Below are 25,676 nucleotides of genomic sequence, written 5' to 3'. Positions count from 1 at the left end.
TCCCAAGAGGATTTATTATATATTTCCAGATTCATGAACCTGGAAAGGAAATAAGGACATTCGTCCGTAAATGAGCCGGCGCCATAAAATATGGGCCGGTTTTTTTGTTATGTCCAAACATAGTCTCTATCATCTTCACTGCAACATTCAGAACTGAAGCGGCGGCTCTTATTGCTTTTCCAAAAGTGGTGCTTGACTGCTTTATAGGCGTTCACACATTTTCTCACCCTGCATACACTGTGCTGACAAAATAATTTATCCATGAAAAGAGGGATACATTTGAAATTCAGCAAATATATAGCTGGTCTCTTCTGTATATTGCTTGTAGCTCTTGCGGCTTGCGGTAACGGAAACGCCAAGGATACCATCGCAAAGGTGAAGCTGGGGGAAGTTACGCGCTCGATCTTTTACGCCCCGCAATATGTCGCATTGGAAAAGGGATTTTTTAAAGAAGAGGGCCTCGATGTCAATTTGCAGACGACATGGGGCGGTGATAAAACGATGACTGCCCTGCTTTCAAATGGTATTGATATTGCACTAGTCGGATCGGAGACATCTATTTATGTCTATTCGCAAGGTTCCAAGGACTACGCCGTAAACTTCGCACAATTGACCCAAACGGATGGTACCTTCCTAGTTTCCAAAGATGAGCAGCCTGATTTCAAATGGCAGGATGTACGGGATTCAAACTTTTTGGGGCAGCGAAAAGGCGGTATGCCACAAATGGTTGGCGAATATGTCTTGAAACAGCATGATATTGATCCACACCAGGACCTTCATCTATCGCAAAATATAGAATTCGCTAATATTCCCGGCGCGTTTGGTACAGGCGACTATCAATACGTACAGTTATTCGAGCCGACAGCCAGTGTTTTTGAAAAAGAAGGAAAAGGCCATGTTGTCGCTTCCTTTGGAGAAGAATCCGGTACAGTTCCTTACACCGTTTTCATGGCAAAACAAAGCTATATGAAGAAAGATAAAACTTCTGTAGAGAAATTCACCAAAGCGATCTTCAGAGCACAGCAGTGGGTCGATAAACACTCCGCTGAAGAAATAGCGAATGTCATTCAGCCTTACTTTGATGATACAGAATTGGATATTCTGACGTCTTCCGTGGAGCGCTATAAAGCCCAGGGATCCTATGCGACAGATCCCCTTCTTGAAAAAGAAGGATGGGAAAATCTGAAAAACATCATGGACGAAGCTGGTGAATTGCCAGGTGATGCACCATATGAAAAACTTGTCGACACCAATATTGCTAAAGACGTTATGAATAAGTAAATGGAGGGGCGATCATTTGTCATTCTTAACATTAGAGAACGTATCACATCATTATTTTACAAAAAAAAGCCTGACAAAAGCGCTTGACGATATTTCTTTTTCCTTGAATGAGGGGGAATTCCTTTCCCTGGTCGGTCCGAGCGGCTGTGGGAAATCGACGATCTTATCCATCATTTCAGGGATTATGGCACAAACGCAAGGGAAGGTGCTTTTAAACGGTAAACCCGTCAATGAATTCAACGACGCCATCGGGTACATGCTGCAGCAGGATTATCTTTTCCCGTGGAAAACAATTATTGACAATATACTTTTAGGTCCGAAAATACAAAATGATATTACCCCGGACATACGGCAAAAAGCATCCGAATTCCTTGCAGAGGTTGGTCTCGTAAATGTAGAAGAAGCCTATCCAGAATCGTTGTCCGGCGGAATGCGACAACGGGCTGCACTAGTAAGAACGCTCGTTTCCGATCCAAAAGTCCTGCTGCTTGATGAACCTTTCTCAGCACTGGACTATCAAACAAAACTGAATCTGGAAGATCTTGTTCACAAACTCCTTCGTCAATACCATAAAACAGCGGTCCTTGTGACACATGATATTGGTGAAGCCATATCCATGAGCGACAGGATACTGGTAATGGAAGCAAAACCCGGAAGAATTTTAAAGACATTCGAAGTCCCGCTTGAATTGCGCAACGAGGTCCCCTTCCTTGTACGAAGGCATCCAAAATACCAACCGTTATTCGATAAAGTATGGGCAGCCTTGAATGGTCAACACGTCAAGCATGGCACTGGCTGACAGATTGCACACCAGCAACGGCCGGTATCGTTCTGTTATATATAGAAAGGGGTTGAAACGGCTTGCAAACAGACAAAGATGAACAACAGCTTCATCATCAGTACTTACAACAAATGAATCGGGAAAGAAAAATTGTTTTATTCTGGCAATGTCTCATCTTAGTCGTTTTTATAGGCATATGGGAGTTGGCCAGCCGTCTTGAGTGGATAGATCCATTATTATTCAGCTCACCAACACACATTGTCCAATTGCTTATGGATAAATTCGCCAATGGCACAATTATTCGCCACATTGGTGTCACCGTCATGGAAACGCTGCTGGGATTTATCATTGGAACGGTACTCGGCATTCTGCTTGCTTCTTCTTTATGGACTTCCAAGAGAATTTCCAATGTAATGGACCCGTATTTAGTCATCATGAATGCCATGCCAAAGGTGGCGCTTGGTCCGATCATCATTGTTGCTCTCGGACCTGGATATGTTGCCATTATCGCTATGGGAGCTATTATTTCAGTTATCATCACTACAATCGTCATCTATTCCGGTTTTCGAGAAGTGGATCCGAACTATGAAAAGGTTTTGAAAAGCTTTGGCGCAACTAGATGGCAATGTTTTAAAGAAGCTGTTTTTCCAGCAACACTTCCTGTGATGATTTCCACACTCAAAGTAAATGTCGGTTTATCCTGGGTGGGAGTAATTGTCGGGGAATTCCTTGTCTCGAAAGAAGGACTTGGATATTTAATCGTCTATGGATTCCAGGTATTCGATTTCACTCTCGTTATGGCAAGTCTGGTAGTGATAGCTGTTTTCGCAGCATTTATGTACAAAATCGTAGAAAAAATCGAATCATGGCTCATTAAAAAAGCAACGTAAAAACTTCCAACGAAAAAAGGCACCCTTAGGGCGCCTTTTCCTTGCATTAGACAGCATAGAGCACAAAATCCGTATATTTGAATTCTGGTTTTTTCCCCATCCAAACGCAAACATATGCCGTGGAATAGAAATTAAATCAACTTTTGAATGTGTTGCATACACTGCACAAGTACATCATCTTTCATAATAAAACTGTAATTTTTATTTTTTCTTATATCCTTCGGCAAACCAGAAAGCAGCACAGGTCCATCTGTCTCAAAATAGGTTTCTTGTTCAGTAAGGCGTTCCACAGTTGCGAAGTAAACATTTTTAATCACATCTCCGCCTTTTCCAGCTACGAAGTATTGTCCAATGTAAGAAATGTCTTCTACGATGCCGCCAGTCTCTTCATGCACTTCCCTTATGGCAGCCTCTTTGGCTGTCTCGCCATTTTCGACTTTGCCCCCAGGAAACTCTAAGCCCCGTTCCTTGTGCTTTGTTAACAGCCATTGGCCATTACAACGGCAAATCACCCAGACGTGTTTAGGCCGGTTCGAAAAAGGCTCAGTTTGAAACGATAATTTGACTTCATTATGGTAAAAATCCCGGAATGTGTACATGAATTCAGCGCCTTTATTTAAAATTTGCAAATTACTTTTCCTTATACTCTCCTCTGCTATTATCTTCATTCCTGCCGCCCTAATCAAGCAGAAAGCCTCTCTTATTCATAGTTTACATCTGTGATTTTCCATTTCCCTTGCAACCACTGGAAGTCCAGATGAATGGTATAATCTCCATAAAGTGATGTCTTGTTTTGCTGCTTCACTTTATAATGATCCATATTTAATTTTTTAAGGCTGTAAGCGTTGGCGTCGATGAACCACGGTGGTGTTTCCGTTGGTTTGATATAGAGACCATCTTGTTTTTCTTCATAGTAAAAATCAACAAATTGCTTTGCTGCTTCTTGTGTCGCGATTTTGGAAAACTTCTTGAATAATTGCTGTTTGTTATCCAATCCCAGCACTTTGTAATCTTTAGCCGTTTTTTGTACCAGTATATCCATGAACTTATCAGTTGTATAAGAAATTTCTTTCTCCGAAATCGGATGTGGCTGAAGTTTATCTTGTTCTTGATCCGCTTCTCCAGCTGCCTGGGGCTTTTCGGCTGGTCCACCCCGGAACGAATCAGCAAATACCGAGTATGTACTCGCAGGAAAAAGTAAAATAATACCCACTATAATAAACATTTTCATCATCATCTGATAACCTTTGAAGTGTTTCATTTTCTTCCCTCCATTTCAATACTTGATATATGAATGAAAACATTTCATTATTACTCTTACTATTCCTTTTCCCTGCGTTCCTTAAACGTTCCAACAAAAAAAGCAACTGTCACAGATGTACAATTGCTTTGCGAAAAAAAGCTAGTATCCTTTTTTATCCAATACACCTATATCCGTCAGATGCTCTTTCGTTTTTTCATCTCCAAGATCATAAATGATTTGAAAAGCCTCGGACATTCCTGAGTCGTAGTGGTCGTTGCCCCTATCATTGTGATACGGCATGATTGGCACATGAGCACGGAAGAATGCATTCATATCCCCCTCATGCATATGGTTGAGCTTCTGTCGCAAATTCCGTACTTCTTCTTCACTGGCATAAATCACATAACTGTCATTGTTTTCAAACCTGACAGTCGAAATCTGTTGACTGGCAAGGTTGACATAATACTTTTGCTTATCCATATTTACAACCTCCTCCATGTTAGCATGACAAAAAAGGAGTATTTACATACATCACCAGCAGATAAAATTTCCACCATCTTTAATTCCATCATAAAAAGCCTTTGCAGCCTCAATAGACCGCAAAGAATTTTTATGATGACAATGCTTATTCTAGTGGGGAATCGGAATCGAACCCATTTTCAGCAGAATAATTGTTCTTCCCATTATTCTGATCGACAACTGTGGTTTCCTCTATTGTTCTATCAAATTTGCGTAAATACTTGCTTGCAAAATCTTTTCCGCCTAAACCGAATGCAAGTCCGAATGCAAGTGCCAAACCTCCCAGAATCAGTACAAAAGCGGATGTTACAATGGACTTGGCTATACCAAGCTGGCTTAACGCCATGAATACGGCCAATGCAAGTATGGCATATTTGGCAAAAACAGCCAGAATATTTTTTGCGGAACCCATAAGGATATTGGAAAGTACTTTTTCAACAATGTTGGATACAATCAAAGCGACTCCCAGAATCAGCACTGCTGCCAATACGTTTGGCAAATAGGCAGTGACAACAGCTGCGATATCGACCAAAAATTGAAGCTTGATCAGGTATAACGCTTGAACCACCATGAAAAATATGATCAAAACCTGGACAATATAACCAACAAGTGAAGAAGGTTTCATTTTACTGTCTGTTACTTGATTGCCAATATTCATTTTGCTGGTGATGCCATCAAATCCAAAACGCTGTAATAGATTACGAACCAAATCCCCTATGAATTTACCGAGCCAGATACCGATCAATACAAGTGCTGCAGCAACGATGATATTCGGTATCATATACATGACATCATTCAGCATATGGATCGCAGGACCGGTGATGCCGTTTAAATCAAGTTTTTCAAGCGCAGCAATGACAATTGGAATCATCATCAATACAAATACCAGATTGCCGACAAATGCTGCTATGCTAGTTCCCTCAAAAATACTTTGCAGTTTCAATCGGCTGACAAGCTTTTCAGAACCTACCGTTTCAAGCAGATTGACGATGATATTTTTGATGATTTTTGCAATAAACCAGCCAATCATTAAAATGAGCGCAGCTGCGAGCAATTTCGGTATAAATGCCAATATATTGGCCAAAATTGTACTGAACGGCTGGGAAACACCTCTTATGTTCAATGCGTCCAATACACCGGGAATGAACAAGAGTAAAATCAAATAAAATACGACTTTGCCTATTTTCTCCATCAAGCTAAATATTTCAGCTTCTGTTTTTGCAATGTGCATTTTAAAGAATAAATGCTGCAGATTGATTTTCTTTGTTCCTTTTACAATCAGCCACTGTATGACTGTTGCAACTGCCCATGCAAGAAGCAAAATCAATGCCGCTTTCAGCACCGCAGGTATGAAGCTGAAGAATGTGGCAATCAACTGAGATAATGGATTGGCTATCATGTTCATATTCAAAATGTTGAAGAACAAAATGAATACAATCAGCAGTAATATGTAATACACTGCTTTGTTGACAATCTTAGCCGAATCTACCGGTTTTTCCGAATCTCGATATTTATTGATGAATTTTTCATCCAGCTTCGTTTTTCTGACCGCTTTTTCAATTGCACTGGCTACCCCTTTTGCGATAAGCCAGCCTACAATTAAAACAACCAATGCAATTACAAAATTCTCGAGTCCGGCTCTAAAGCTGGATCCAAAGTAGTCATCCCAAAAACCCAAAAAAATCTTCCCCTTTCTGTTCTGATTAGTAATGTCATACCCGTAATTACATCACTATTAAACGTCAAGGGCTGCCAAAAATTGACAAAAATCGCCATCTATTTAAAAGCTTGCAAAACATCCTCGCGTCGGTGGCGAGTTTGTTTTGCCGTGTTGTTTTAACATTTTCACAGTCGGACTAATTCTTCGCAATTTCCTTCAACTTATTGCGCATCAGTTTATTAGAAGCATTCCGAGGCAACGATTCAATGAAATAGATTTCTTTCGGAATTTTATACGGAGCGAGATGTGATGACAATTGCTGCTGGATTGTTTCGACAGTGATATCAGAACCTTGTTCTTTTACCACAAAAGCTGCCGGTACTTGACCCCATTGAGCCGATGCCTTTCCAACTACACCAGCTTCTTGTACCCCTTCTAATAAAGCAATGGCGTTTTCTACTTCAGTCGGGTAAATATTTTCTCCCCCTGAAATAATCAAATCACTTCGCCTGTCAATGACATATAAAAATCCCTCATCATCCAAAAAGCCTACATCTCCTGTTGCAAGCCAGCCATCATGAAATGTTTCTTTATTTGCAGCCTCCTTTTTATAATAACCTTTACTGACCATCGGGCCTTTGACAAGTATTTCGCCGACACCGTCCGATTGCTCTGCAGCAGCGATTTTCACTTGTGCGGGAAATAATGATTTACCTGAAGAACCAATCTTATCCAGTGCATCTTCAAAACTTAGCGTGATAATTTGGGATGAGGTTTCTGTCATCCCATAGGACTGGACAATCGGTACATGCTTTGACTGTGCTTTTTGCAGCAGGCTCCGCGATGCAGGACCCCCGCCAAGCAGCATGCATCGCAAACTTTTTGGATAGGTTTCACCGCCCAACCTTTCCAGCAGACTTTGTACCATGACGGTGACAACAGAAATAATCGTAATGCTTTTCTCCATAATGGCTTGATGTACACGATCTGCAGAAAATTTTTCCATGACATAGACTGGCATACCATATATTACACTTTTAAGAAAGATGGATAGGCCGCCGACATGAAAATAAGGAAGAACCGCCAGCCATTTATCATCATGGGACAAGCCAAGATTCAATGCTGAACTGACTGCACTCCACCAATGGTTGCCATACGTATGGACAACTCCTTTAGGAAAACCGGTTGTCCCAGATGTATAGACAATGGTAAAAGGATCATCGAGGGTTAATTCTCTGTGCAATTCTGTTTTTGCTTCAACCAAATCCATGACCGTAGAAAAGCTGATTTTTTTGTTGATCTGCAGCCCGCAAGCTTTTTCTGCTTGTCCTTCATGGAAAATGAGCACCTTAACATCTGCATCCTCCAGCTGATATTGCAATTCGTGCGCCGTGAGCCTGGTATTAAGTAATACTGCTACTGCTCCAAGATAACTCAGGGCATGGATCACTTTAACCATCATTGTGTGATTGGGAGACAATATTGCAACATGATCCCCTTTTACAATATCCATGTTCCTCAACTTCCTGGCTAGTTGCTGTGCTTCTTGCCTCAATTGCCCAAATGTTATTTTTGTGCCATCCTCACATTCCATAGCAACTTTATTTGGTGACAATGATGCGCGTTTATCAAGCCAATGTGGTATCGTTTCAGCCATTTTTTCATCCTACCTTCCGAAAAATATGTTCATAAATAGCATAAGCATCGGTTTAACAACATACTAGCTTCCTTCGTGCGTTACTCGCCACACCGCAAAAGTTTGCAAACTGGCGGATCGTGTTTACCGTATCTGATAGCCCTGTTGCACTAAAGCGACATGAACAGCATTCAAGATTTATGTTTTCTTGAATTTCAAAAGAAAAACCTTTGCCTAAAAGCAAAGGTTTTTCTGAAGCTGAGGCTTTGTATCAAGGAAAGCGCGGGAATTGATCGAAATCAGGTTTTCTTTTTTCTTTGAAAGCATCCCGTCCTTCTTTCGCTTCCTCTGTCGTATAGTAAAGCAATGTAGCATCTCCACCCATTTGCTGCAGGCCTGCAAGTCCATCAGTAGCTGCATTGAAGGACGCCTTCAGAAAACGAAGTGCAGTCGGAGATTTTTCGAGAATTTCACTGCACCACTGCAATGTTTCTTCCTCCAGTTTGTCCAATGGCACTACCTTGTTGACCATTCCCATTTCATAAGCTTCTTCTGCATTATATTGACGGCAGAGGTACCAAATTTCTCGGGCACGTTTCTGGCCGACCATTTCTGCAAGCAATCCGGCACCATACCCTGCGTCAAAGCTGCCGACTTTCGGTCCTGTTTGACCGAAAATCGCATTGTCCGCCGCAATCGTCAAGTCACATACGACATGAAGTACATGCCCGCCGCCAATCGCATAGCCGGATACCATTGCAATAACCGGTTTTGGAATCGTACGGATCAAGCGTTGGAGATCCAGCACATTGAGACGCGGAATATTATCTTCTCCAACATACCCGCCATTTCCTCTGACTGATTGGTCTCCACCAGAACAAAAAGCCTTTTCTCCTTCGCCTGCCAAAATGATGACACCGATGTTGGAATCGTCACGAGCGTCTGCGAATGCATCAATCATTTCATTCACAGTGAGTGGTGTGAAGGCGTTTCTTTTCTCTGGACGGTTAATCGTAACTTTCGCGATTCCCGCTGTTTTTTCATAAACGATTTCTTTGTATTCTTTTACTTTTTCCCAAGTTACTGTCATTATGATCCTCCTGTCAATTGTTTAAGACTCATCCGTAACATATTAGGATGATACGGACAAAATAAACCCATTTACTATTTTACCAAAAACTTCGCTTTCTTCCACGTGAATTGCATGTCCAGCTTTCAGAACAATATGTAAATCCGCTTCTGAAAACAGTTTCTCCATATGCTGGCTAATGGCGATGAATTTCTGGTCATGTTCTCCAGCCAGCAGCAAAATCGGCAATTTCAATTCAGGCAGTAAATGCCATAAGCTAGGCTGCTTGCCCGTTCCCATGAAAATCAATGAATCGTGAAGACCTTCAGCACGTTGAGACAGTCGCTCTCTCCGAATGAACTCTTTTTTTTCCTCAGGCAAGTGTTTTTGCGTTGCAAATAATGGGATATTTTCCCAGTAATCTACAAAGGACGTGATTCCCTCTTTTAAAATTTTTTCCGCAAGTTTTTCATCACTGGCCATACGTGCAGCCCTTTCTTGCTCACTCTTCAGACCGGGCGATGCACTCTCCAAAATGAGGGACTTCAGCATAGTAGGATATGAGACAGCATAAGACAAGGCCGTCCTTCCTCCCATTGAATAGCCAACCAGATGAAAAGCATCCAATCCGACATGTTGGAACAAGGCATCCAAATCAGCGCAGCATGCTTCCATACTTCTTGGTGTGGCTGAATGAGATTTGCCATGTCCAGGCAGATCGACGGTGATGATACGGTATATATCTTGCCAGCAGGCAACAAATTCCTTCCAGGTTTCAGAGCTCCCTGTGAACCCATGAAGCATTACGATGGTTGTTGCTTGCTCCCTGCCATATATTTCATATGAGTAAACAGCATCGTCTATTAAAAATTTCATAAGCTATCTTCCTGCCAATGATGAGTCTTGATCGCTTTGATGATGTGATCCCAGATTTCCCTGTGCCAGGCAGCATTTTGCGCTCGATCGGTTTTCACCTCTATAATAGAAATACCAGCCTGCTGGCGTGACTGTTCCAATGCCTCTTCCAGCGTTGCATGATTTTCAGCTAATCTATAATCAGCCCCGTACAAAGCCGCAGCATGCTGAAAATCGATATCCAGTGGCGTCCCAAATAAGGCTTCAAAATATTTTTCATCCGATGCCTGGGGAAGGAATGAAAAGATGCCCCCACCATTGTTATTGACCAACAGGACAGTGAGGTTCAAGTTATAATGTTTTGCAGCAAGCAAGCCGTTCATATCGTGATAGAATGATAAATCCCCAAGTACGAGCATAACGGGGGATCCGGCCGCTGCGGCTCCAGCAGCACTCGACACAACCCCATCAATACCATTAGCTCCCCTGTTTGCCAAGATATCTACATTCTTTTGCGTTTGTAAAAGAAAGCTGTCCACATCCCTGATGGCCATACTATTACCGGAATAAAGCACGCCATCATCTGGAAGTTTATCAGCAAGCGAAAGGATTGCTGTTCCTTCAGTAATCACGTTCTGATCGGCCCCAGTCAAATAGCTCCCGGCGATTTCATCCATCACCTGCCATTTTTGCAACCAACCTTCTGCTATATCCACCCTTTCTGCCAAACAGGCTAATTGATTACAAAGAGACTGTGGATCAGCATGAAGGAAAAATGTATTTTTGCCTGTCGGCTCACGGTACCCTTCTTCTGTTTCCACTACAAAATGCATAGCATCATGCTGTTCATTCAAATAAAAAAGATAAGGTTTCGATACTGGCATAGCCCCAAAACGAATGATAAAATCCCCTGTCAGCATCTCCCTGATTTCTTTATCTCGTAAAAATGCATCATAGCTGTCAATCATATGGATCTTCTCCTGTTGACCAGTTCGCAGCTGTGACAGTGGGTCCGCGATAACTGGCACACGCCAGGCCTCGGCTAGTTCAAAAATTGCATCAGCAAGCTGTTCATCCGTTTGCGGACCACATACGATCAACCCTCGTTTCTTGCCGGATAGTTTTGCCAGAATCATTTCTAATTCTGTTTCAGCAAGGATTTTTTTGCCTTTCACAAAAGAGAAATGCTCTCCACGTCGTTCTTTTCCCCACACATCGTCCAATGTAAAGTCAGGTGTCAATGGCTCCCGGAAGGGAAAATTCAAATGTACGGGGCCTGGATTCCCTCTTGTAGCAGTGTCGACAGCCTGTGCAGCTTTGCTGCGTGCATAATCTAGCATCAATTCCGAGCTGTCAGGCAAAGCCATTTCATGAAACCATTTCACATAATCGCCATACATTTTAAGCTGATTGATTGCTTGTGGCGCCCCGACATCCCGTAATTCATGAGGCCGATCGGCTGTCAAAACAAGTAATGGCACCCTGCTTTGCTTAGCCTCCACAATTGCCGGATAGTAGTTGGCTGCCGCCGTTCCAGAAGAACAGACCAATGCTACGGGTTTTTTTGTTTTTTTGGCCAGTCCTTGGGCAAAAAAAGCAGCGGAACGTTCATCAATGACGACCCACTCTTTCAACTGCTCATGTGCTGTCATTGTCATCGCCAGCGGTGTGGATCTGGAGCCAGGTGAAATGACTGCATTATCTATTCCATTTTCCACCATTTCGTCAACAAACTCAGCTATATATCTTGTCAAATCCTCTGTGTGATTCATTGCAATTCACCATCCAGCACATGCAGCATAGGCAATAACTTCATATCGGTTTCTGCAAATTCTTCTTCAGGATCAGAGTCGGCAACTACACCACAGCCAGCGAACAGTGAAGCTTCATTCCCCTGAATGAGTCCTGATCGGATGGCAACAGCAAACTCGCCGTTATTCTGTCCATCCAGCCATCCTATGGGCGCACCATACCAGCCACGGTCCAGCGATTCATGCTCACGGATGAATCGCAACGACACTTCTCGTGGTGTGCCGCCCAGTGCAGGAGTCGGATGCAATTTACCTACGATTGGGAATATACCATGGGAACACAGTAAATCAGCTTCTACAGGTGTATATAAATGCTGCAGGTTTTTTAGTTTGTACAATACCGGTTTTTCCGGTACTGTCATGTTTTTTGTATAAGGTTCGATCGCTTTTTTGATCATTTGCACGACAAAATCATGTTCCTGAAGATTTTTCGGATCCTGCAGCAACGCTTTTCCGATAGCTTCATCCTGGGTCATATCGCTTCCTCTTGGAGCTGTGCCCGCAAGACATGTTGACAGTAACTTTCCCTCATCCAATTTTACCAGCCGTTCAGGGGTCGCTCCAACGAAGCAGTCTTTTCCATGTTCAATCGCAAAAACATAACTATTGGGCTGGCTCTCCGTCAGCCGCTCCAACACGCTTGTGATATTTGCTCTTGCTGAAAGCTTCAGCCGCACTTCGCGGGCTAGAACAATTTTCTGTGCCTCTCCGTTTTTAATCGCTTCTGTGGCTTGAGCAACAGTCCGTTTCCAAGCTTCGGGGTTAATTTCCTTTCGGGAAATAACGGTTATGGCGTCTGATGAAGAAGACCTTTTAACCGAAAGCAGTTCTTTTTCTTTTGCTCGTATCATATTCGCCAATTGCTGGCTGTGATCATCTGGTTTTACTTTTATATTGCATGTCAAATAACAACCGTCTGTAGATTTTGTCAGCACAAATTCGGGAATCCTCATCGACTGATCCGGATAGTTTTCCCATAGCTGCGTCCTCTCTTTTAATGGATCAAAAGCCATTCCTCCCATAGCAACCAATCCGGTGCCAGCCTGACTGGACGAATTGAAAACCTCCGCATGGGCTAATACATCTTCCCAAGCATACTGTAAACTGGCAATATCAGTCGTCTTTGGATCCAAACAATAAGCCTCGCCGATTCCCACCATTGAAAATTGGTCTGCTGTGCTGGACCAAAAAATCCTTTGCATGTCCATCTCACCAGCAGCATGGAAAAAATCGAGCGGGCAATGCTCCGGAATCTCCTTCGTCATACTGAGAATGTGGTATGCTTCGTTCGAATCCCTTAATGTATGAATTAATTTGGCAAGCAACAGCTGCAGCTGCTGCGATTCTATTGTTTCTATCATGAAATGACATCCTCCAAATTCAGATACATGTATGTCAAGTATCTTTCAAATCATTGTTTCCATTGTTATTCGCAATGAACCATATCTATTTTATTCTCTTTTTCCTTTATTCTCAAGGAATGGCACACATATTCCAAATTTAACCGCTACCCGTACCGCCATAATTCCGACTTGGCAAATTTTCGCACAAAGCCTGATGATATTGACACTTCATCTCTATTTCCATAAACTGAGTAGTAGATTAATGCAATTTCGCAGGGGGAAAAAACAATGCAATCATCTAATAAAACATCTGTTAAAACCGCCATGAATGAACAAGCTGGTTTTCATGTGTGGTGGCGCCTTCTGCGCCCGCATACACTTACCGCTTCATTTATCCCGGTATTTGTAGGGACGATGGCAGCATGGACGACCCGTTCCATCAATCCATGGCTCTTTATTGCTATGATGGTCGCCAGCATTCTTATCCAGGCGGCTACAAATATGTTCAATGAATATTATGATCACAAACGCGGACTGGATAATGAGGACTCTGTCGGCATTGGAGGAACAATCGTACGCGATGGCATCGCTCCAAAAACTGTACTGAACCTCGCTTTGCTGTTTTTTGGAATATCCATATTGCTTGGCATCTATATATCTATTGCTTCCAGCTGGTGGATTGCTGTCATCGGTGCGGCAAGTATGCTGATCGGTTATTTGTATACGGGCGGACCGCTCCCGATCGCCTATACGCCTTTCGGAGAATTGTTTTCCGGCTTTTTAATGGGAACAGTCATCATCGCCATTTCCTATTTTGTTCAGACTTCTGAAGTGAACTGGCAGATCGTACTCATTTCCCTTCCCGTGGCAATCTTTATCGGTTCCATCATGATGTCCAACAATATTCGGGATTTGGACAATGACAAACTGAACGGACGTCATACCATCGCTATATTGCTTGGCAGGAAAAATGCTATCCGTTTTCTAGGCGGTATGTTCATTGCAATTTATATCCTGACCCTAGTATATATTTTCTCTGGTGTGCTGCCAGTCTGGTCATCCATCACCTTTCTCAGCATACCTAAAGCAGTGGACGTCATCAAAAAATTCCGCGGGAAGACAAATCCGCTAGACATGATGCCCGCTATGGCTGCAACCGGAAAAACTAATACGATTTACGGATTTCTTCTGGGATTGTCTTTATTGATCAGCATCTTCATCGATTAGGAGGTTTTACATGAATTGGGATAATACGCTGCTTGAATCCTTGGGAATTGAAGTTATTTCTGCTGAAAAAGAACAAGTCGTGGTAAAAATGCCTGTGGACCAACGTACACGCCAGCCAGCTGGTTTCCTTCATGGCGGGGCCAGCGCAGCGCTTGCTGAAACAGCCGCAAGTATTGGTGCCGTTTTACAGGTGAATCCTGAAAAATACGATGTATTCGGTATTGAGATCAATGCTAACCATATTCACGCTAAACGAAATGGGGAAGTGACTGCATGTGCAACGCCATTGCATGTCGGAAAAACCACCATGGTTTGGCAAATCCATATTTCTGATGAGCAAAACAGGTTGATTTGTGTTTCAAGATGTACAATTGGGGTAGTACTTAAGAGAGGCTGAAAGATTTGTTACACCCTCTTGAAAGGATTGATTATATGCCAAAAGATGCACATTTAAACGAACAGCAATTGAACAAATTCAAACAGCGTTTGCTCAATATGAAGACAAGCTTGAAAAAAGAGCTTGGCCAGAATAAAGAAAGCCCCAACGATGCTGTCCAGGAACCTGCCGACTATAGCAATCATCCTGCTGATATCGCAACCGAACAATTTGAACAAGAAAGAGCAGCAGGCTTTGATATGATAAAAAGAGATCAGTTGCAAGCAGTGAATGATTCGTTGGATAGAATAGAAGATGGCACGTATGGTTATAGTATCATTTCGGGAAAACCGATCCCAATCGAACGGCTGGAAGCAGAGCCTACAGCTAAAACATTGGTTGATGAGAAAGGATAAAAAACACTTCGCCAAACCATATGAACTAACAACAAAGGTATTTTCCTTGCTGTAATCAAAAAGCTGCCCAGGCCTGGGCAGCTTTCTTTATTGTATTTCTCGTTACACGAAATAAGTGCTTTTCTGTTCAATCCATGTTCGAAGCCTGTTGAATAGCGGTACAAATAATAGACCAACAATTAGTCCTTTAATCATATTGAATGGTAGAATACCCAATAAAACTGCGGCTCGCTTAGCACTTTCCAACTTCATATCCTCCATACCCATGAACCAAGCATATACCGGAAGAATGACCAGATAATTCAATACGCTCATCGCAACCGCCATGATGATTGTTCCAGTAATAATACCAGAGATAATGCTTTTGACACCTTTATATTTATGGTAAAGATAGCCCGCCGGCAGGATGAATAATACACCTGCCAGAAAATTAGCAGCCACTCCAACTGGATCAGCAGCACCAGTGATAAGGAAATAAAGCATATTTTTAATACCTTCAACGGCTACGCCTGCAAGCGGCGAAAAAATCAGGGCGGCAATGAGAGCCGGAACCTCACTGAAATCGATTTTCAAATATGGCGGTAAAAAAGGCAATGGAAAATTCAAGAAAAATAGTACAAGTGATACTGCACCCATCAATGCTAAAATAATTAATTTCAACAATTTGGATGATGACGCATTTTGTTGCATGCTTATTTCCTCCTTCATCTATTTATCGATTCACATCTTGTGATGAAGGATTGAGCTCTCTTACATGTTTTCACAGCAATTCATCGCATATAAAAACCCGAAGCAATTACAAAGCTTCGGGGGAAATTTGTACGACAAAAAGACGTATCACGTAATTTTGGCTCGACATCTTCTCCCATCCAGACTTTAACTGTCGGTTCCGGAATTTCACCAGATCAACCGCTGCAGCCTGCAGCGGGTCACGGACTTTGAACTGTTACCAGTCCATTACCGTCGGTCGGGAATTGCACCCTGCCCCGAAGATGGAATCGATATGATATTGTATGTTTATCATATCTTAAATGCTCCAATTCGGCAAGTATTTGAACTGCTACTGGTTAAAAGCAGAATCTGCGGGCACCCCCTGCAGATTCTGCTCCTCCATCTCAAGTCATATTACTTTTCAACATTGATAAATAGCTTGCCTTTTGCTTTTTGTGTGGCTTGATTTTCATAAGCATCTTTTACTTTCACTTCGATTTCTGCACCATCCGCTTTGACACTTTTCGTTGCAGTCCAATAGCCGACGTAATGCCCGGGGGAAGTTTCCATCACCGGTAATTCTGTTGTATTGGCCACATTGCTTTTGACATTGGTCAAAGGCATATGGATTGCAAATGAAGCCTTCAAATTTTCTTCACTTTCAAAAGAAATCTCCACCGTTTCGCCTGCTTCAATATATTTATCTTCTGTCGGGGTCACATTGTTGATTTCCGGTGCAGTATATTTTGCATCAATTGTCACTTTTTTCGTCGTTTTATTGCCCGCCAAATCTTTCGCAACAACCTTGATTGTATTCATGCCATTATCAAGCAAAAGACGTTTAGAATATTTACCGTCTTTTACATCTACTTTTTTACCGTCCACTTTGACAAAGTCAAGGTTCGCGTCTGCAACTGTACCTTCTACTGTAACAGTCTCACGATTTGTTTTTTCATTGTTTTTCGGACTGTCTATAGACAGTTCAGGAGCCTGCGTATCACGAATAATCGTCACCGTATCCGATTCACCGACATTTTTGCCATCCAGCTTGGATATAGCTTTAAAGGTATTTTCACCTTCCGACAGGTCAGCATCGATCGCGAATTTCCCGTCATCTCCTACCTCAGCTGAACCAACCGTTTCATCATCTTTGCCAACCAATTCAACTGTTGTGGTTGGAGAAGCTTTCCCTTCCACCGAGACCGTTTTTTCAGAAGTTACCTGACCATTTTCCGGCGAAGTGATTTCTGGTTTTTCCACTTCATAGCTGACACGTGCACGGATCATATAATTTCCTTCTTCAGCCGGTGAAGGTGACCACGTGCCATCTACATATTGCATGCTTCTTTTTGCATTCGGCCCGTCTTCATCTGTTGCAAGCCCAGGGGCATTCGGATCTGCTTTTGATTGAATGTAGACCATGTAGAAATCGCCGTCTACTACAATCCCCTGATCACTTAAGTCGATTACTGTCCATTCACCATTTCTTAATGCTTTACCGTCAATTGGTCCTGCCAGTTTCTTGCCAGGAGTGCCATCTTTGCCAGATGCATCCCAAACTTCTACAGCGAAGTCCTCCCCGCCAGGAACTGGCCACTCGGTATCCCAGAAGCGGAAAACGCCATCTGTAACGACTGCTTTTTCTTTCCCTTCCGGAAGGGACATTTTAACAGCCCAACCGTTGCCGGCATCATAAAACGCTCTGGCATTTTCTGCTGTTCCATCATCATAGCCTATTTCACCGCCAGGAATGGTATAAAATGGTTCAAGCTCCACATTAACAGAGGTATCTTTTGCAAGGTCAACTTTGACTTCCTTACTTTTATAGCCCTTTGCCAATATCTGAAGCGTATAATCACCTTGGTAAGCTGTGATGGCATAACTGCCATCAGCATCCGATTCGACAGGAGCGACGTTAGCATCTTCCTTCACGATGATTTTTGCACCCTCGATGCCATCCCCAGTCGATTCGTCTGTGATTTTTCCAGAGACTGTCGCTTTTTCCAATTCGTTTAAAGTGAAATTAGCTTCGGCAGTTTCATCGTTGACGACTTGGATACTTTTCTCAGCCGATTCATATCCATACGCCTCTGCTTTCAAAGTGAAATCACCAGCAGCATGAAGCAGTGCATAAGATCCATCGGCTGGGTCAGTATTGACAGAGCGTCCGCTTTCCAAAACGCTTACTGTTGCTGCAAGCGGCAATTCCAGCGGTGCTATTTTATCTTTTTTCTCATCTTTTTTATTCACTTTTTCCATGTTTGGTTTGATTTTATCAGGGTCCACCGAAGGCTTTTTGGCCGTCGATTGCTTGGCTACACCTAAAGATGCTTTGATATCTGATGCTTTATTTGCCGTTTTAGATTTGCTGGCAGCATTCGCTTTATCAGACAAAACAACATCGTCAAGATACCAACCCTGCTTATTCACACTGCTGTCGGAAGTGGCGTTGAAAGCAATGTAAACACGCTGTCCACTGTACTCGGACAGGTTGACTTCAGCGCTTTCCCAGCCGTCTGATGCCCCTTCCACTCTGAGTAGCTGTTCCCAGTTTTCCTGGTCAGTCGAAATGAATACGTGACCAAAATCATATGCACTTCCAGAATCATATTTCTCAAATTCAAACCATTGTTTGAACTGCAAATATGCGTTCCCTTCAGGCAAATCAATTGGAGGCATCTCAAGAGATGCATTCATACTTCCTTCATACATCCCTGCAAGATTCGTCGCGTACACTTTGTCACCGGAACTCGCTTCTTCTGGTCCGGAAGTTGGCACTCCCCACTCCCAGCTGTCTTTTTCCCCATAGGAGTTCCATCCGGTCGGTTTTGATTCAAAATCTTCTTGATAACCAGTGGTGATTCCTGACAGAATCTGCACCGTATATTCATCACTTGTCACTTCATTGTTTCCATAGTCGGTGATTGTCCACTTATAAACCAACTCACCTTTTGCGATATCTTCACCAGGTATGGATGCCGTATATTCACCTTCCTTGTAATCTCCTGATGATCTGGTGGCTTCAACGGATTGCCATTCATTATCCGTTTTATAATGCAAGACGACAGATTCAACGCTGACATTGTCTTTTGCTTGGACTGTCAAATCCAGGTTCATGCCTGCATAACTTTCTTTGACTGCATCATGTTCGAATGTTGGCGCATCGTTATCATCGCCTTCTTTAGCCACCTTGCCCTGGATTGTTCCCAAGCCTTCTGTGATGGAATTCACGGCATCATATGCATTGACCAACCCATAACCATAGCCATTATTTGGGGAATCCGGATACTCACTGTCTGTTTTTGCAGCAGCCGTGGTTGTTAATACTTCTTCTATTTCGTCTACTGTCATGCTGGCGTTTGCCTGATGCAGTAGTGCCACAACACCGGATACTGCTGGCGTTGCCATGGACGTTCCACTGTTGCCCGCGTATCCGCTGCCCGGTACGGAAGAGCGAATGCCCGATCCTGGGGCTGCAATGTCCGGCTTAATTTCATCGTACGGAGATGGCCCCCGTAATGAAAAACTGGCAACTTTGTCATTTTTATCTGTCGCGCCGACTGCAAAACTTTCTGGATAGTTGGATGGGCTGGCAACAGATCCAGGGCCGCCAGGATTGAACAAATCAACATTACCGGCAGCGAAAGCCGGGAAAATGTTTGCTGCTCTCCATGCTTTTACAACATCCCGGTACCATTCATCAAGTCCTGGTCCACCGCCCCATGAGTTGTTGACAACGTCAGGTGCCATGTCAACGCGCTCATTGCCATCTGCATCGGTCGGTGCCAAGATCCATTGCGCGGCGTCCAACAGATCTGCATCTGTTCCTCCAGCATCAGTGAAGGCTTTTACAGCAATCCATTTCGCACCTGGAGCAACACCAACCTGATTGGAACCATCAGGCTCACTTCCTGTCATTGTTCCCGTTACATGTGTACCATGTCCGAGATCATCGTATGGTTCAGTTTGCCCAGCTGTTGCATCATACCAGTTGAAATCATTATCGATTTCACCAGTCGTTGTATCATAACCACGATATTTTTCTTTTAAAGCGGGGTGATCCCACTGGACACCCGTATCAATGCTAGCCACAACTGTACCAGTGCCGTCAATCCCTGTATTCCAGACAGCTGGTGCACCGACACGGTCCACATTCCATTCTACATTGTCGTCAGCCTTGGTCTTATTTTGCTTATCTGTTTTTGAGACAGCAGATTTTTTCGCTGTTTTTTCAGCTGGCTTGACGGCTGTTGACGACTTAGCGAATAATTGGCGATTCTCATTCGGCAAAATCTTTTCCACTTCAGAGAATGCAGCGATTTTTTCTGCCACTTCTTTTGTTGCAGTGACCGCCATGCCGTTGACAATATAGTAGCTTTCAAATTCCTTTACGCTGCCTTTTTTCTTTTGTTCTTTTACATACTTCATCACGTTTTGCTGTGTGTCCAACGAGGTCGACTTCAATTCGGAAACAACTGCAGAACGCTGTATAAATTCTGTTTTCTGAGCAGACAGTTTTGTCTTTGAAGCAGTTTCTTGTGCATTCTTGGCAGCTTTTTTCACGTCTGCCTTTTCATTGAATTTGACCAGAAAGGTCACCTTATCTTTTTTCTTGAATTCGTCCATCAAATTACTGCTTAGTTTCGCTTTCAATACATTTTTCGATTCAGCTAATGATCGACTGATTTTGTTGTTCGTTGTATCCTGTTTACTGAGAGACTGTGCACTGACTGGAGTGATAAGCGAAACAGCCATTAGCATGGAAGCAACCATACTGAATGCTTTCATTTGTTTTTGTCTTTTACGTTTCAAATTAGTTCCTCCCCTCAATTTTTGGACGGTCAATCAGACTACCCCCACATCTGCCCTCCTCCGTTCGTATTTTTTAAAAACCCCCAGATGTTTGAAACCCTACGTTGTTGCATCCACTATAATCAAAAATAAAATAAAAATGTGTCGAATGAGGTCGGATAATAACTGAATAGTTGGAATTGAACAAATTGTACTGTTTTTATAACAAAATGAACCAGGTCAAAAGACCCTCTTCATTTTTTCATTCGTGCCAATATACTTTGATGCAAATGCATTTAGCAGATTTTTTCAAAAAATAGTCCAAATAACTCAGATGAGCACTTTCATCAAAATGCATAATAATTGAGTCGAAAGAATTAGTATATTCAAGGTGAAACCAGTATAAAGTTTCTTTTGCGAGGCTTTTTCACGATAAATACAAAAAAACCTGCAAATAACTTGTGCAAGTCTGTGACTTTTGACCCAAGCATTTACAGGCAAAGATTCCATGCCATTATATATAATTTTTACTTGCAGTATCAGCACCGGCCGGATGTTATCTGTAGTCATTTGTTCTTCTTATTTTCTGATGAGAAGACATAACGGCCGTTATGTCGCGATAAATAATGTCAATCTTCCAATGGTTTCAAACTTTCCGTTCCAGTTAAGTCGGAAATCATTGTTACGAGCAATTCGATTTCATCTTCCAGGTCTTTCAAACTGACTGTTTCGACAGGAGAATGCATATATCTTAATGGAAGGGAAACCAGCGCTACTGGCACGCCACGACCAGTATATCGCATTTTGTCGGCATCCGTACCTGTAACTCTTGGTGTCAGTTCATACTGCAGCTGCATATCCAGCTTTTCGGCAGCTTTCTCCAACAGTCGGTTAATTTTGATATTGATTGGCGCACCTTTGGCCAACACAGGGCCAGCCTCTAATTTAACATCACCATGTTTATTTTTATCCACTCCAGGGTAGTCTGTAGCAAAAGTAACATCACAAGCCAATGCCATTGTCGGCATGATCCCAGCAGCAGCAAAGTAAGCACCGCCCATATTAGTTTCTTCATTTACAGTGCTAGCGGCATAAACCCCAACCTGAACACCTTTTTCTTTCAGGAGACGTAAAACTTCCGCAACAAGGAATGAACCTGTTCTGTTATCCAGCCCCCTGCCAGCCAGGTAACGATTCATCAGAATTTCCGGCTCCGTCTTATATACTGCTAAATCACCGATCTGTACAAATCGGGCAGCTTCTTCTTTTGTTTTGCACCCAACATCTATGAATAAATCCCCCAGGTCAAAACCATCTTTTATCCCACCATGGTGCTGGGCATTGACACCGATGACCCCAGTCATTGTATTTTGGTAGCCGAGCACGGTCACGCGCATACCAACAGCAGCTTTAGGGTTAATCCCACCCATTTTTTCAAAATGAAGAAAACCATTGTCATCAATCCGATTAATGATGAGGGCAATTTCATCACAATGCCCAGCCAGCAACACTTTAAAATCTGCATCCGGGTTCAGGATACCAATGACGTTGCCAGCAGTGTCTGTTCTGATTTCATCTGCAAAATCACTGACATAATTCATCCATTTTTTTTGAATTTCCATTTCATTACTTGAAGGAGATGGTGTAGTCAATAAATCCATCAAGAATCCTTTATTAGCGAAGTCCATACTTTTCCTCCGATCTGTATATTTTACCCTACCATAATACACAATTATCCGATACATGAATAGCTTGTGTATGGTTCAGTTTGAATAAATTTTCTTGCTGGCTGCATGATATACATATAAATTACCATCAAAAACGCTGAAACTTTGCAGGTGACATTATGCACATTGAACGGATGAAACATTTTTATTTCCGCATTCCAGTTTTGGTACGCCTCTTGCTTACAGTTCTGATCGTCATCATCTCCTTCGGTATTATTGTTCACGTCATAGAACCCGAAGAATTTCCGACTTCATTTGACGGAATCTGGTGGGCGTTCGTTACGGCGGCAACAGTAGGTTACGGAGATTATGCACCTGTCAGTTACCTGGGGAGATCAGTCGGCATCGTACTCATGCTGACAGGCGCAGGATTGCTGACATTTTATATTTCTACCTTTGCAGCGGAAACAATACGGCAGGAACAACATTTGGCAGAAGGGAAAACAATCTTCAAGGGACGAGGCCACATTATCTTGATTGGCTGGAATGAAAGAACCAAAGAGCTAGTTAATTTGGCGCATAAAAAATTTCCCAACTTGGATATCGTTCTTGTCGACCGCACATTAAAAAAACTTCCGATACACCACTACCCTGTTCATTTTATCAGCGGTGACATCACAGAAGATGCAGTTATCCGAAAGACGAATATCAATGAAGCAAAGAGTGTCATTATTTCTGCAGATGTGTTACAAAAAGAACAGCAAGCAGACAATTATACTGTCTTGGCCACACTGGCCGTGCGTGGGAATCATTCTTCTATACCGATTATTTCTGAAATACTTTCCCGGAAACAGGCAGAAAATGCCAAACGTGCGGGAGCTGACACAATTATCAGACCAAATGATTTCTTAGGCAGCTTGTTTTATCATGAGCTATTTCGTCAAGAGTCAGCGAAACCATTTCAAGCGTTATTATCATTGCTCAAACAACAGCAATTTTCGCAGATGGATGTCGCTGGAGAATTGCTTAACAAGCCATTTGGAGAGGCGGTGCAATTTTATCAATTAGAGAATACTCTCCTTCTCGGACTGATTCGGGATGGGGCTTATGCAATTAATCCTCCCCACCAAACTCTTTTGCAGGAAAATGATAAATTGATTGCATTAATATCATGGGACGATATAAAGCATTTCAAATGATTTCTTTGCAGACATTCATAAACTGTGATATAATGTCTAAATGTGTGAAAAGAAGCGAATTTCGTAATAGGAGTTGTTCATGATGATAGAGAATTATGAAGTAGGTCAAGTTGTACAAGGTAAAGTAACTGGAATCCAGCCGTATGGCGCTTTTGTCGCATTAGACGATGAAGTTCAAGGTCTGGTCCATATTTCTGAAGTTACTCACGGATATGTAAAAGATATCAATGAATTTTTATCTGTTGGCGATGAGGTATCTGTAAAAATCTTACAAATCGATGCAGAAAAAAATAAAATTTCTTTGTCTATTCGTGCTACACAGGAAGCACCGCAAAAACAGAGCAAACCAGCTGCAAAAAAAGCTCCTGTCCAAGATAACAGTAACGCTGGCTTCAATACGTTGAAGGATAAGCTGCAAGAATGGATGGATCAATCCGACAGCTTCAAGAAATAATACTTTATTATGAACCGGGTGCGATATCATACGCTGCCCGGCTTTTTTATATTCTGTTACTTTCGAGTAATACATCATAACCGAAACAATATAAACGTTAACTTAATGGAACTTTTACTGTCAGGGATGGAGGTCTCTCTCTTCATATAGCTTATATAGAGAGTATGACCTGCCTTTACCCATTCAGCGTGATAAAAAGCGATGTTGCTTGATTTGTTGTTTTTAGTCCGCTAAAGTAATTAATGAGACAAGTTTGCAAACAAGGAGGAACTGATATGACACATATTCAATTTTCTTATCAAAAAGCACTGAAATTTTTCAGCGAGCATGAAATAGATCACCTGACACATTATGTCAAAATGGCACACGACGACTTGCACAACAAAACTGGCCAAGGCAGCGATTTTCTTGGCTGGATAGATCTTCCGCAAAACTATGACAAGGAAGAGTTCTCAAGAATTCAAAAGAGCGCAGCGAAAATCCAACAGGATTCCGACATCCTGCTTGTGATTGGCATTGGCGGTTCTTATTTAGGAGCACGTGCGGCGATTGAAATGCTGCAGCACTCATTCTATAATTTGCTTTCCCAGAATGATAGAAAAGCGCCGCAAATCATTTTTGTCGGCAATCACATGAGTTCTGATTATATCCATGATTTACTTGATATTATCGAAGGCAAAGATATTTCCATCAATGTTATTTCCAAGAGCGGAACAACAACCGAACCAGCCATCGCTTTTCGTATTTTCAAAGCATATCTGGAAGAGAAATATGGCAAAGAAGAAGCGAAAAAGCGGATTTACGCGACAACCGATAAAGCTAAAGGAGCTTTGAAAACCGTCGCCGATCAGGAAGGCTATGAAACATTTGTCATTCCGGACGATGTCGGAGGCAGATACTCTGTACTGACTGCTGTCGGCTTGCTGCCAATTGCTGTGAGCGGTGCTTCCATTGAGGATATGATGGCAGGAGCGAAAGCCGCCATGAGTGATTTCTCTGATCCAGCTCTCGCCAGCAATCAGGCTTATCAATATGCAGCAATTCGCAACGTTTTATATAACAAAGGCAAAACAGTGGAAATGCTGATCAATTACGAACCACAACTTCAGTATTTCTCCGAATGGTGGAAACAGCTATTTGGTGAAAGCGAAGGAAAAGATCAAAAAGGTATCTTCCCTTCTTCCGCCAATTTCTCAACGGATTTACATTCTTTGGGACAGTACATTCAGGAAGGACGAAGAAACATTTTCGAAACAGTCTTGCATGTCCAGTCTGCGAGCAATGAAGATATTACTGTTACTGAAAACGAAGCCGATCTGGATGGTCTCAACTATCTTGCTGGAAAGACTATTCATGAAATCAATGATAAAGCTTATCAAGGAACACTGCTTGCCCATACAGATGGTGATGTACCAAACCTCACCATAGATATACCAACGCGAGATGCGTATACATTCGGCTACCTGGTGTATTTCTTTGAAAAAGCTTGTGCGGTAAGCGGCTACCTGCTTGGTGTCAATCCATTCGACCAACCCGGTGTAGAAGCTTATAAAAAGAATATGTTTGCCCTGCTTGGCAAACCTGGCTACGAAACAGAAAAAGAAAAACTAGAAAAGAGATTATGATTATCCAGTAAGCAACAAATTTAAATTATTTTTTCAAAACAGGTTTATATTTCCTATAATTGGGAATTACTAGTAGCGTAAGACTTTCTCGTATTCCCCCTGTAAGCAAAGCGTCTGGCGCT

21 protein-coding genes and 1 riboswitch are annotated in these 25,676 nt (G+C 42.4%); of the genes, 9 read left to right on the top strand and 12 right to left on the bottom strand.

All coding sequences use genetic code 11. The features are described from left to right. The first annotated feature begins 261 nt into the window (after nt 1–261). The 3 genes from ACFSMW_RS00425 (at nt 262) to ACFSMW_RS00415 (ending at nt 2,952) form a co-directional block, all read left to right on the top strand. Entirely contained in the window at nt 262–1,281 is a 1,020-nt protein-coding gene (locus tag ACFSMW_RS00425; protein WP_390352080.1) for an ABC transporter substrate-binding protein, read from the top strand. Nucleotides 1,282–1,297: 16 nt separating this feature from the next. Further along, the gene (locus tag ACFSMW_RS00420) at nt 1,298–2,080 is read left to right on the top strand and encodes an ABC transporter ATP-binding protein (protein ID WP_390352078.1); all 783 of its coding nucleotides are present in this window, start codon (nt 1,298–1,300) and stop codon (nt 2,078–2,080) included. 113 nt (nt 2,081–2,193) lie between these two features. Then, entirely contained in the window at nt 2,194–2,952 is a 759-nt protein-coding gene (locus ACFSMW_RS00415) for an ABC transporter permease (protein ID WP_390352106.1), read from the top strand. Between the two features lie 131 nt (nt 2,953–3,083). Here the strand turns inward: ACFSMW_RS00415 and ytkD are convergent, their stop codons facing one another. The 9 genes from ytkD to ACFSMW_RS00370 all read right to left on the bottom strand — a co-directional run bounded on the left by ytkD (nt 3,084) and on the right by ACFSMW_RS00370 (nt 13,106). Continuing rightward, the gene (gene ytkD / locus ACFSMW_RS00410) at nt 3,084–3,551 is read right to left on the bottom strand and encodes an RNA deprotection pyrophosphohydrolase (RefSeq protein WP_390352104.1); all 468 of its coding nucleotides are present in this window, start codon (nt 3,549–3,551) and stop codon (nt 3,084–3,086) included. Nucleotides 3,552–3,652: 101 nt separating this feature from the next. Beyond that, entirely contained in the window at nt 3,653–4,213 is a 561-nt protein-coding gene (locus ACFSMW_RS00405) for a hypothetical protein (RefSeq protein ID WP_390352076.1), read from the bottom strand. A gap of 141 nt (nt 4,214–4,354) precedes the next feature. Further along, a complete protein-coding gene (locus ACFSMW_RS00400) occupies nt 4,355–4,675 on the bottom strand; it encodes a hydrolase (protein WP_390352074.1) in 321 nt (106 codons plus the stop codon). Between the two features lie 145 nt (nt 4,676–4,820). Next, entirely contained in the window at nt 4,821–6,392 is a 1,572-nt protein-coding gene (locus tag ACFSMW_RS00395; protein ID WP_390352072.1) for a mechanosensitive ion channel, read from the bottom strand. 178 nt (nt 6,393–6,570) lie between these two features. Further along, nucleotides 6,571–8,031, bottom strand: a complete 1,461-nt coding sequence (locus tag ACFSMW_RS00390; RefSeq protein WP_390352071.1) for an o-succinylbenzoate--CoA ligase — start codon at nt 8,029–8,031, stop codon at nt 6,571–6,573. Nucleotides 8,032–8,281: 250 nt separating this feature from the next. After that, nucleotides 8,282–9,100, bottom strand: a complete 819-nt coding sequence (gene menB / locus ACFSMW_RS00385; protein ID WP_390352070.1) for a 1,4-dihydroxy-2-naphthoyl-CoA synthase — start codon at nt 9,098–9,100, stop codon at nt 8,282–8,284. A 42-nt stretch (nt 9,101–9,142) separates the two neighbouring features. Continuing rightward, the gene (gene menH, locus ACFSMW_RS00380) at nt 9,143–9,955 is read right to left on the bottom strand and encodes a 2-succinyl-6-hydroxy-2,4-cyclohexadiene-1-carboxylate synthase (RefSeq protein WP_390352068.1); all 813 of its coding nucleotides are present in this window, start codon (nt 9,953–9,955) and stop codon (nt 9,143–9,145) included. Further along, entirely contained in the window at nt 9,952–11,706 is a 1,755-nt protein-coding gene (gene menD / locus ACFSMW_RS00375) for a 2-succinyl-5-enolpyruvyl-6-hydroxy-3-cyclohexene-1-carboxylic-acid synthase (RefSeq protein ID WP_390352066.1), read from the bottom strand. The genes menH and menD overlap by 4 nt, the downstream gene beginning before the upstream one ends. Beyond that, nucleotides 11,703–13,106 carry an isochorismate synthase gene (locus ACFSMW_RS00370; RefSeq protein WP_390352064.1) on the bottom strand — a complete coding sequence of 468 codons (1,404 nt, stop codon included), beginning with the start codon at nt 13,104–13,106 and terminating at the stop codon, nt 11,703–11,705. The genes menD and ACFSMW_RS00370 overlap by 4 nt, the downstream gene beginning before the upstream one ends. Before the next feature lie 270 nt (nt 13,107–13,376). On the opposite strand from ACFSMW_RS00370, the gene ACFSMW_RS00365 reads away from it, so the two are divergent. Genes ACFSMW_RS00365 through ACFSMW_RS00355 form a run of 3 tightly spaced genes read left to right on the top strand, consistent with a single transcriptional unit; the run spans nt 13,377 to nt 15,107 of the window. Further along, nucleotides 13,377–14,315 carry a 1,4-dihydroxy-2-naphthoate polyprenyltransferase gene (locus ACFSMW_RS00365; RefSeq protein ID WP_390352062.1) on the top strand — a complete coding sequence of 313 codons (939 nt, stop codon included), beginning with the start codon at nt 13,377–13,379 and terminating at the stop codon, nt 14,313–14,315. 10 nt (nt 14,316–14,325) lie between these two features. After that, nucleotides 14,326–14,712, top strand: a complete 387-nt coding sequence (locus ACFSMW_RS00360) for a hotdog fold thioesterase (RefSeq protein ID WP_390352060.1) — start codon at nt 14,326–14,328, stop codon at nt 14,710–14,712. A gap of 35 nt (nt 14,713–14,747) precedes the next feature. Next, the gene (locus ACFSMW_RS00355; protein WP_390352058.1) at nt 14,748–15,107 is read left to right on the top strand and encodes a TraR/DksA family transcriptional regulator; all 360 of its coding nucleotides are present in this window, start codon (nt 14,748–14,750) and stop codon (nt 15,105–15,107) included. 102 nt (nt 15,108–15,209) lie between these two features. Here the strand turns inward: ACFSMW_RS00355 and ACFSMW_RS00350 are convergent, their stop codons facing one another. The 3 genes from ACFSMW_RS00350 to ACFSMW_RS00340 form a co-directional block, all read right to left on the bottom strand. Beyond that, nucleotides 15,210–15,797 carry an ECF transporter S component gene (locus ACFSMW_RS00350; protein ID WP_390352057.1) on the bottom strand — a complete coding sequence of 196 codons (588 nt, stop codon included), beginning with the start codon at nt 15,795–15,797 and terminating at the stop codon, nt 15,210–15,212. 163 nt (nt 15,798–15,960) lie between these two features. Continuing rightward, a riboswitch (FMN riboswitch) is annotated at nt 15,961–16,105 on the bottom strand. A gap of 127 nt (nt 16,106–16,232) precedes the next feature. Further along, a complete protein-coding gene (locus tag ACFSMW_RS00345; protein WP_390352055.1) occupies nt 16,233–20,630 on the bottom strand; it encodes a S8 family serine peptidase in 4,398 nt (1,465 codons plus the stop codon). Between the two features lie 608 nt (nt 20,631–21,238). After that, nucleotides 21,239–22,297, bottom strand: a complete 1,059-nt coding sequence (locus tag ACFSMW_RS00340) for a M20/M25/M40 family metallo-hydrolase (protein WP_390352053.1) — start codon at nt 22,295–22,297, stop codon at nt 21,239–21,241. Between the two features lie 158 nt (nt 22,298–22,455). Here ACFSMW_RS00340 and ACFSMW_RS00335 point away from each other — a divergent pair, with 158 nt between their 5' ends. The 3 genes from ACFSMW_RS00335 (at nt 22,456) to ACFSMW_RS00325 (ending at nt 25,554) form a co-directional block, all read left to right on the top strand. Then, entirely contained in the window at nt 22,456–23,475 is a 1,020-nt protein-coding gene (locus tag ACFSMW_RS00335; RefSeq protein ID WP_390352052.1) for a potassium channel family protein, read from the top strand. An 82-nt stretch (nt 23,476–23,557) separates the two neighbouring features. Continuing rightward, complete coding sequence (gene yugI / locus ACFSMW_RS00330; protein ID WP_390352102.1) at nt 23,558–23,929, top strand: S1 domain-containing post-transcriptional regulator GSP13; 372 nt, start codon at nt 23,558–23,560, stop codon at nt 23,927–23,929. Nucleotides 23,930–24,204: 275 nt separating this feature from the next. Further along, entirely contained in the window at nt 24,205–25,554 is a 1,350-nt protein-coding gene (locus ACFSMW_RS00325) for a glucose-6-phosphate isomerase (RefSeq protein WP_390352050.1), read from the top strand. Nucleotides 25,555–25,676: the final 122 nt, after the last annotated feature.

The organism is Tigheibacillus halophilus (assembly GCF_042683165.1).
In the GTDB taxonomy this organism is placed as follows: Bacteria; Bacillota; Bacilli; order Bacillales; family Amphibacillaceae; genus Tigheibacillus; species Tigheibacillus halophilus.
The sequence above is the reverse complement of the archived record's forward strand: the minus strand, read 5'-3'. Positions and strand labels throughout refer to the sequence as shown.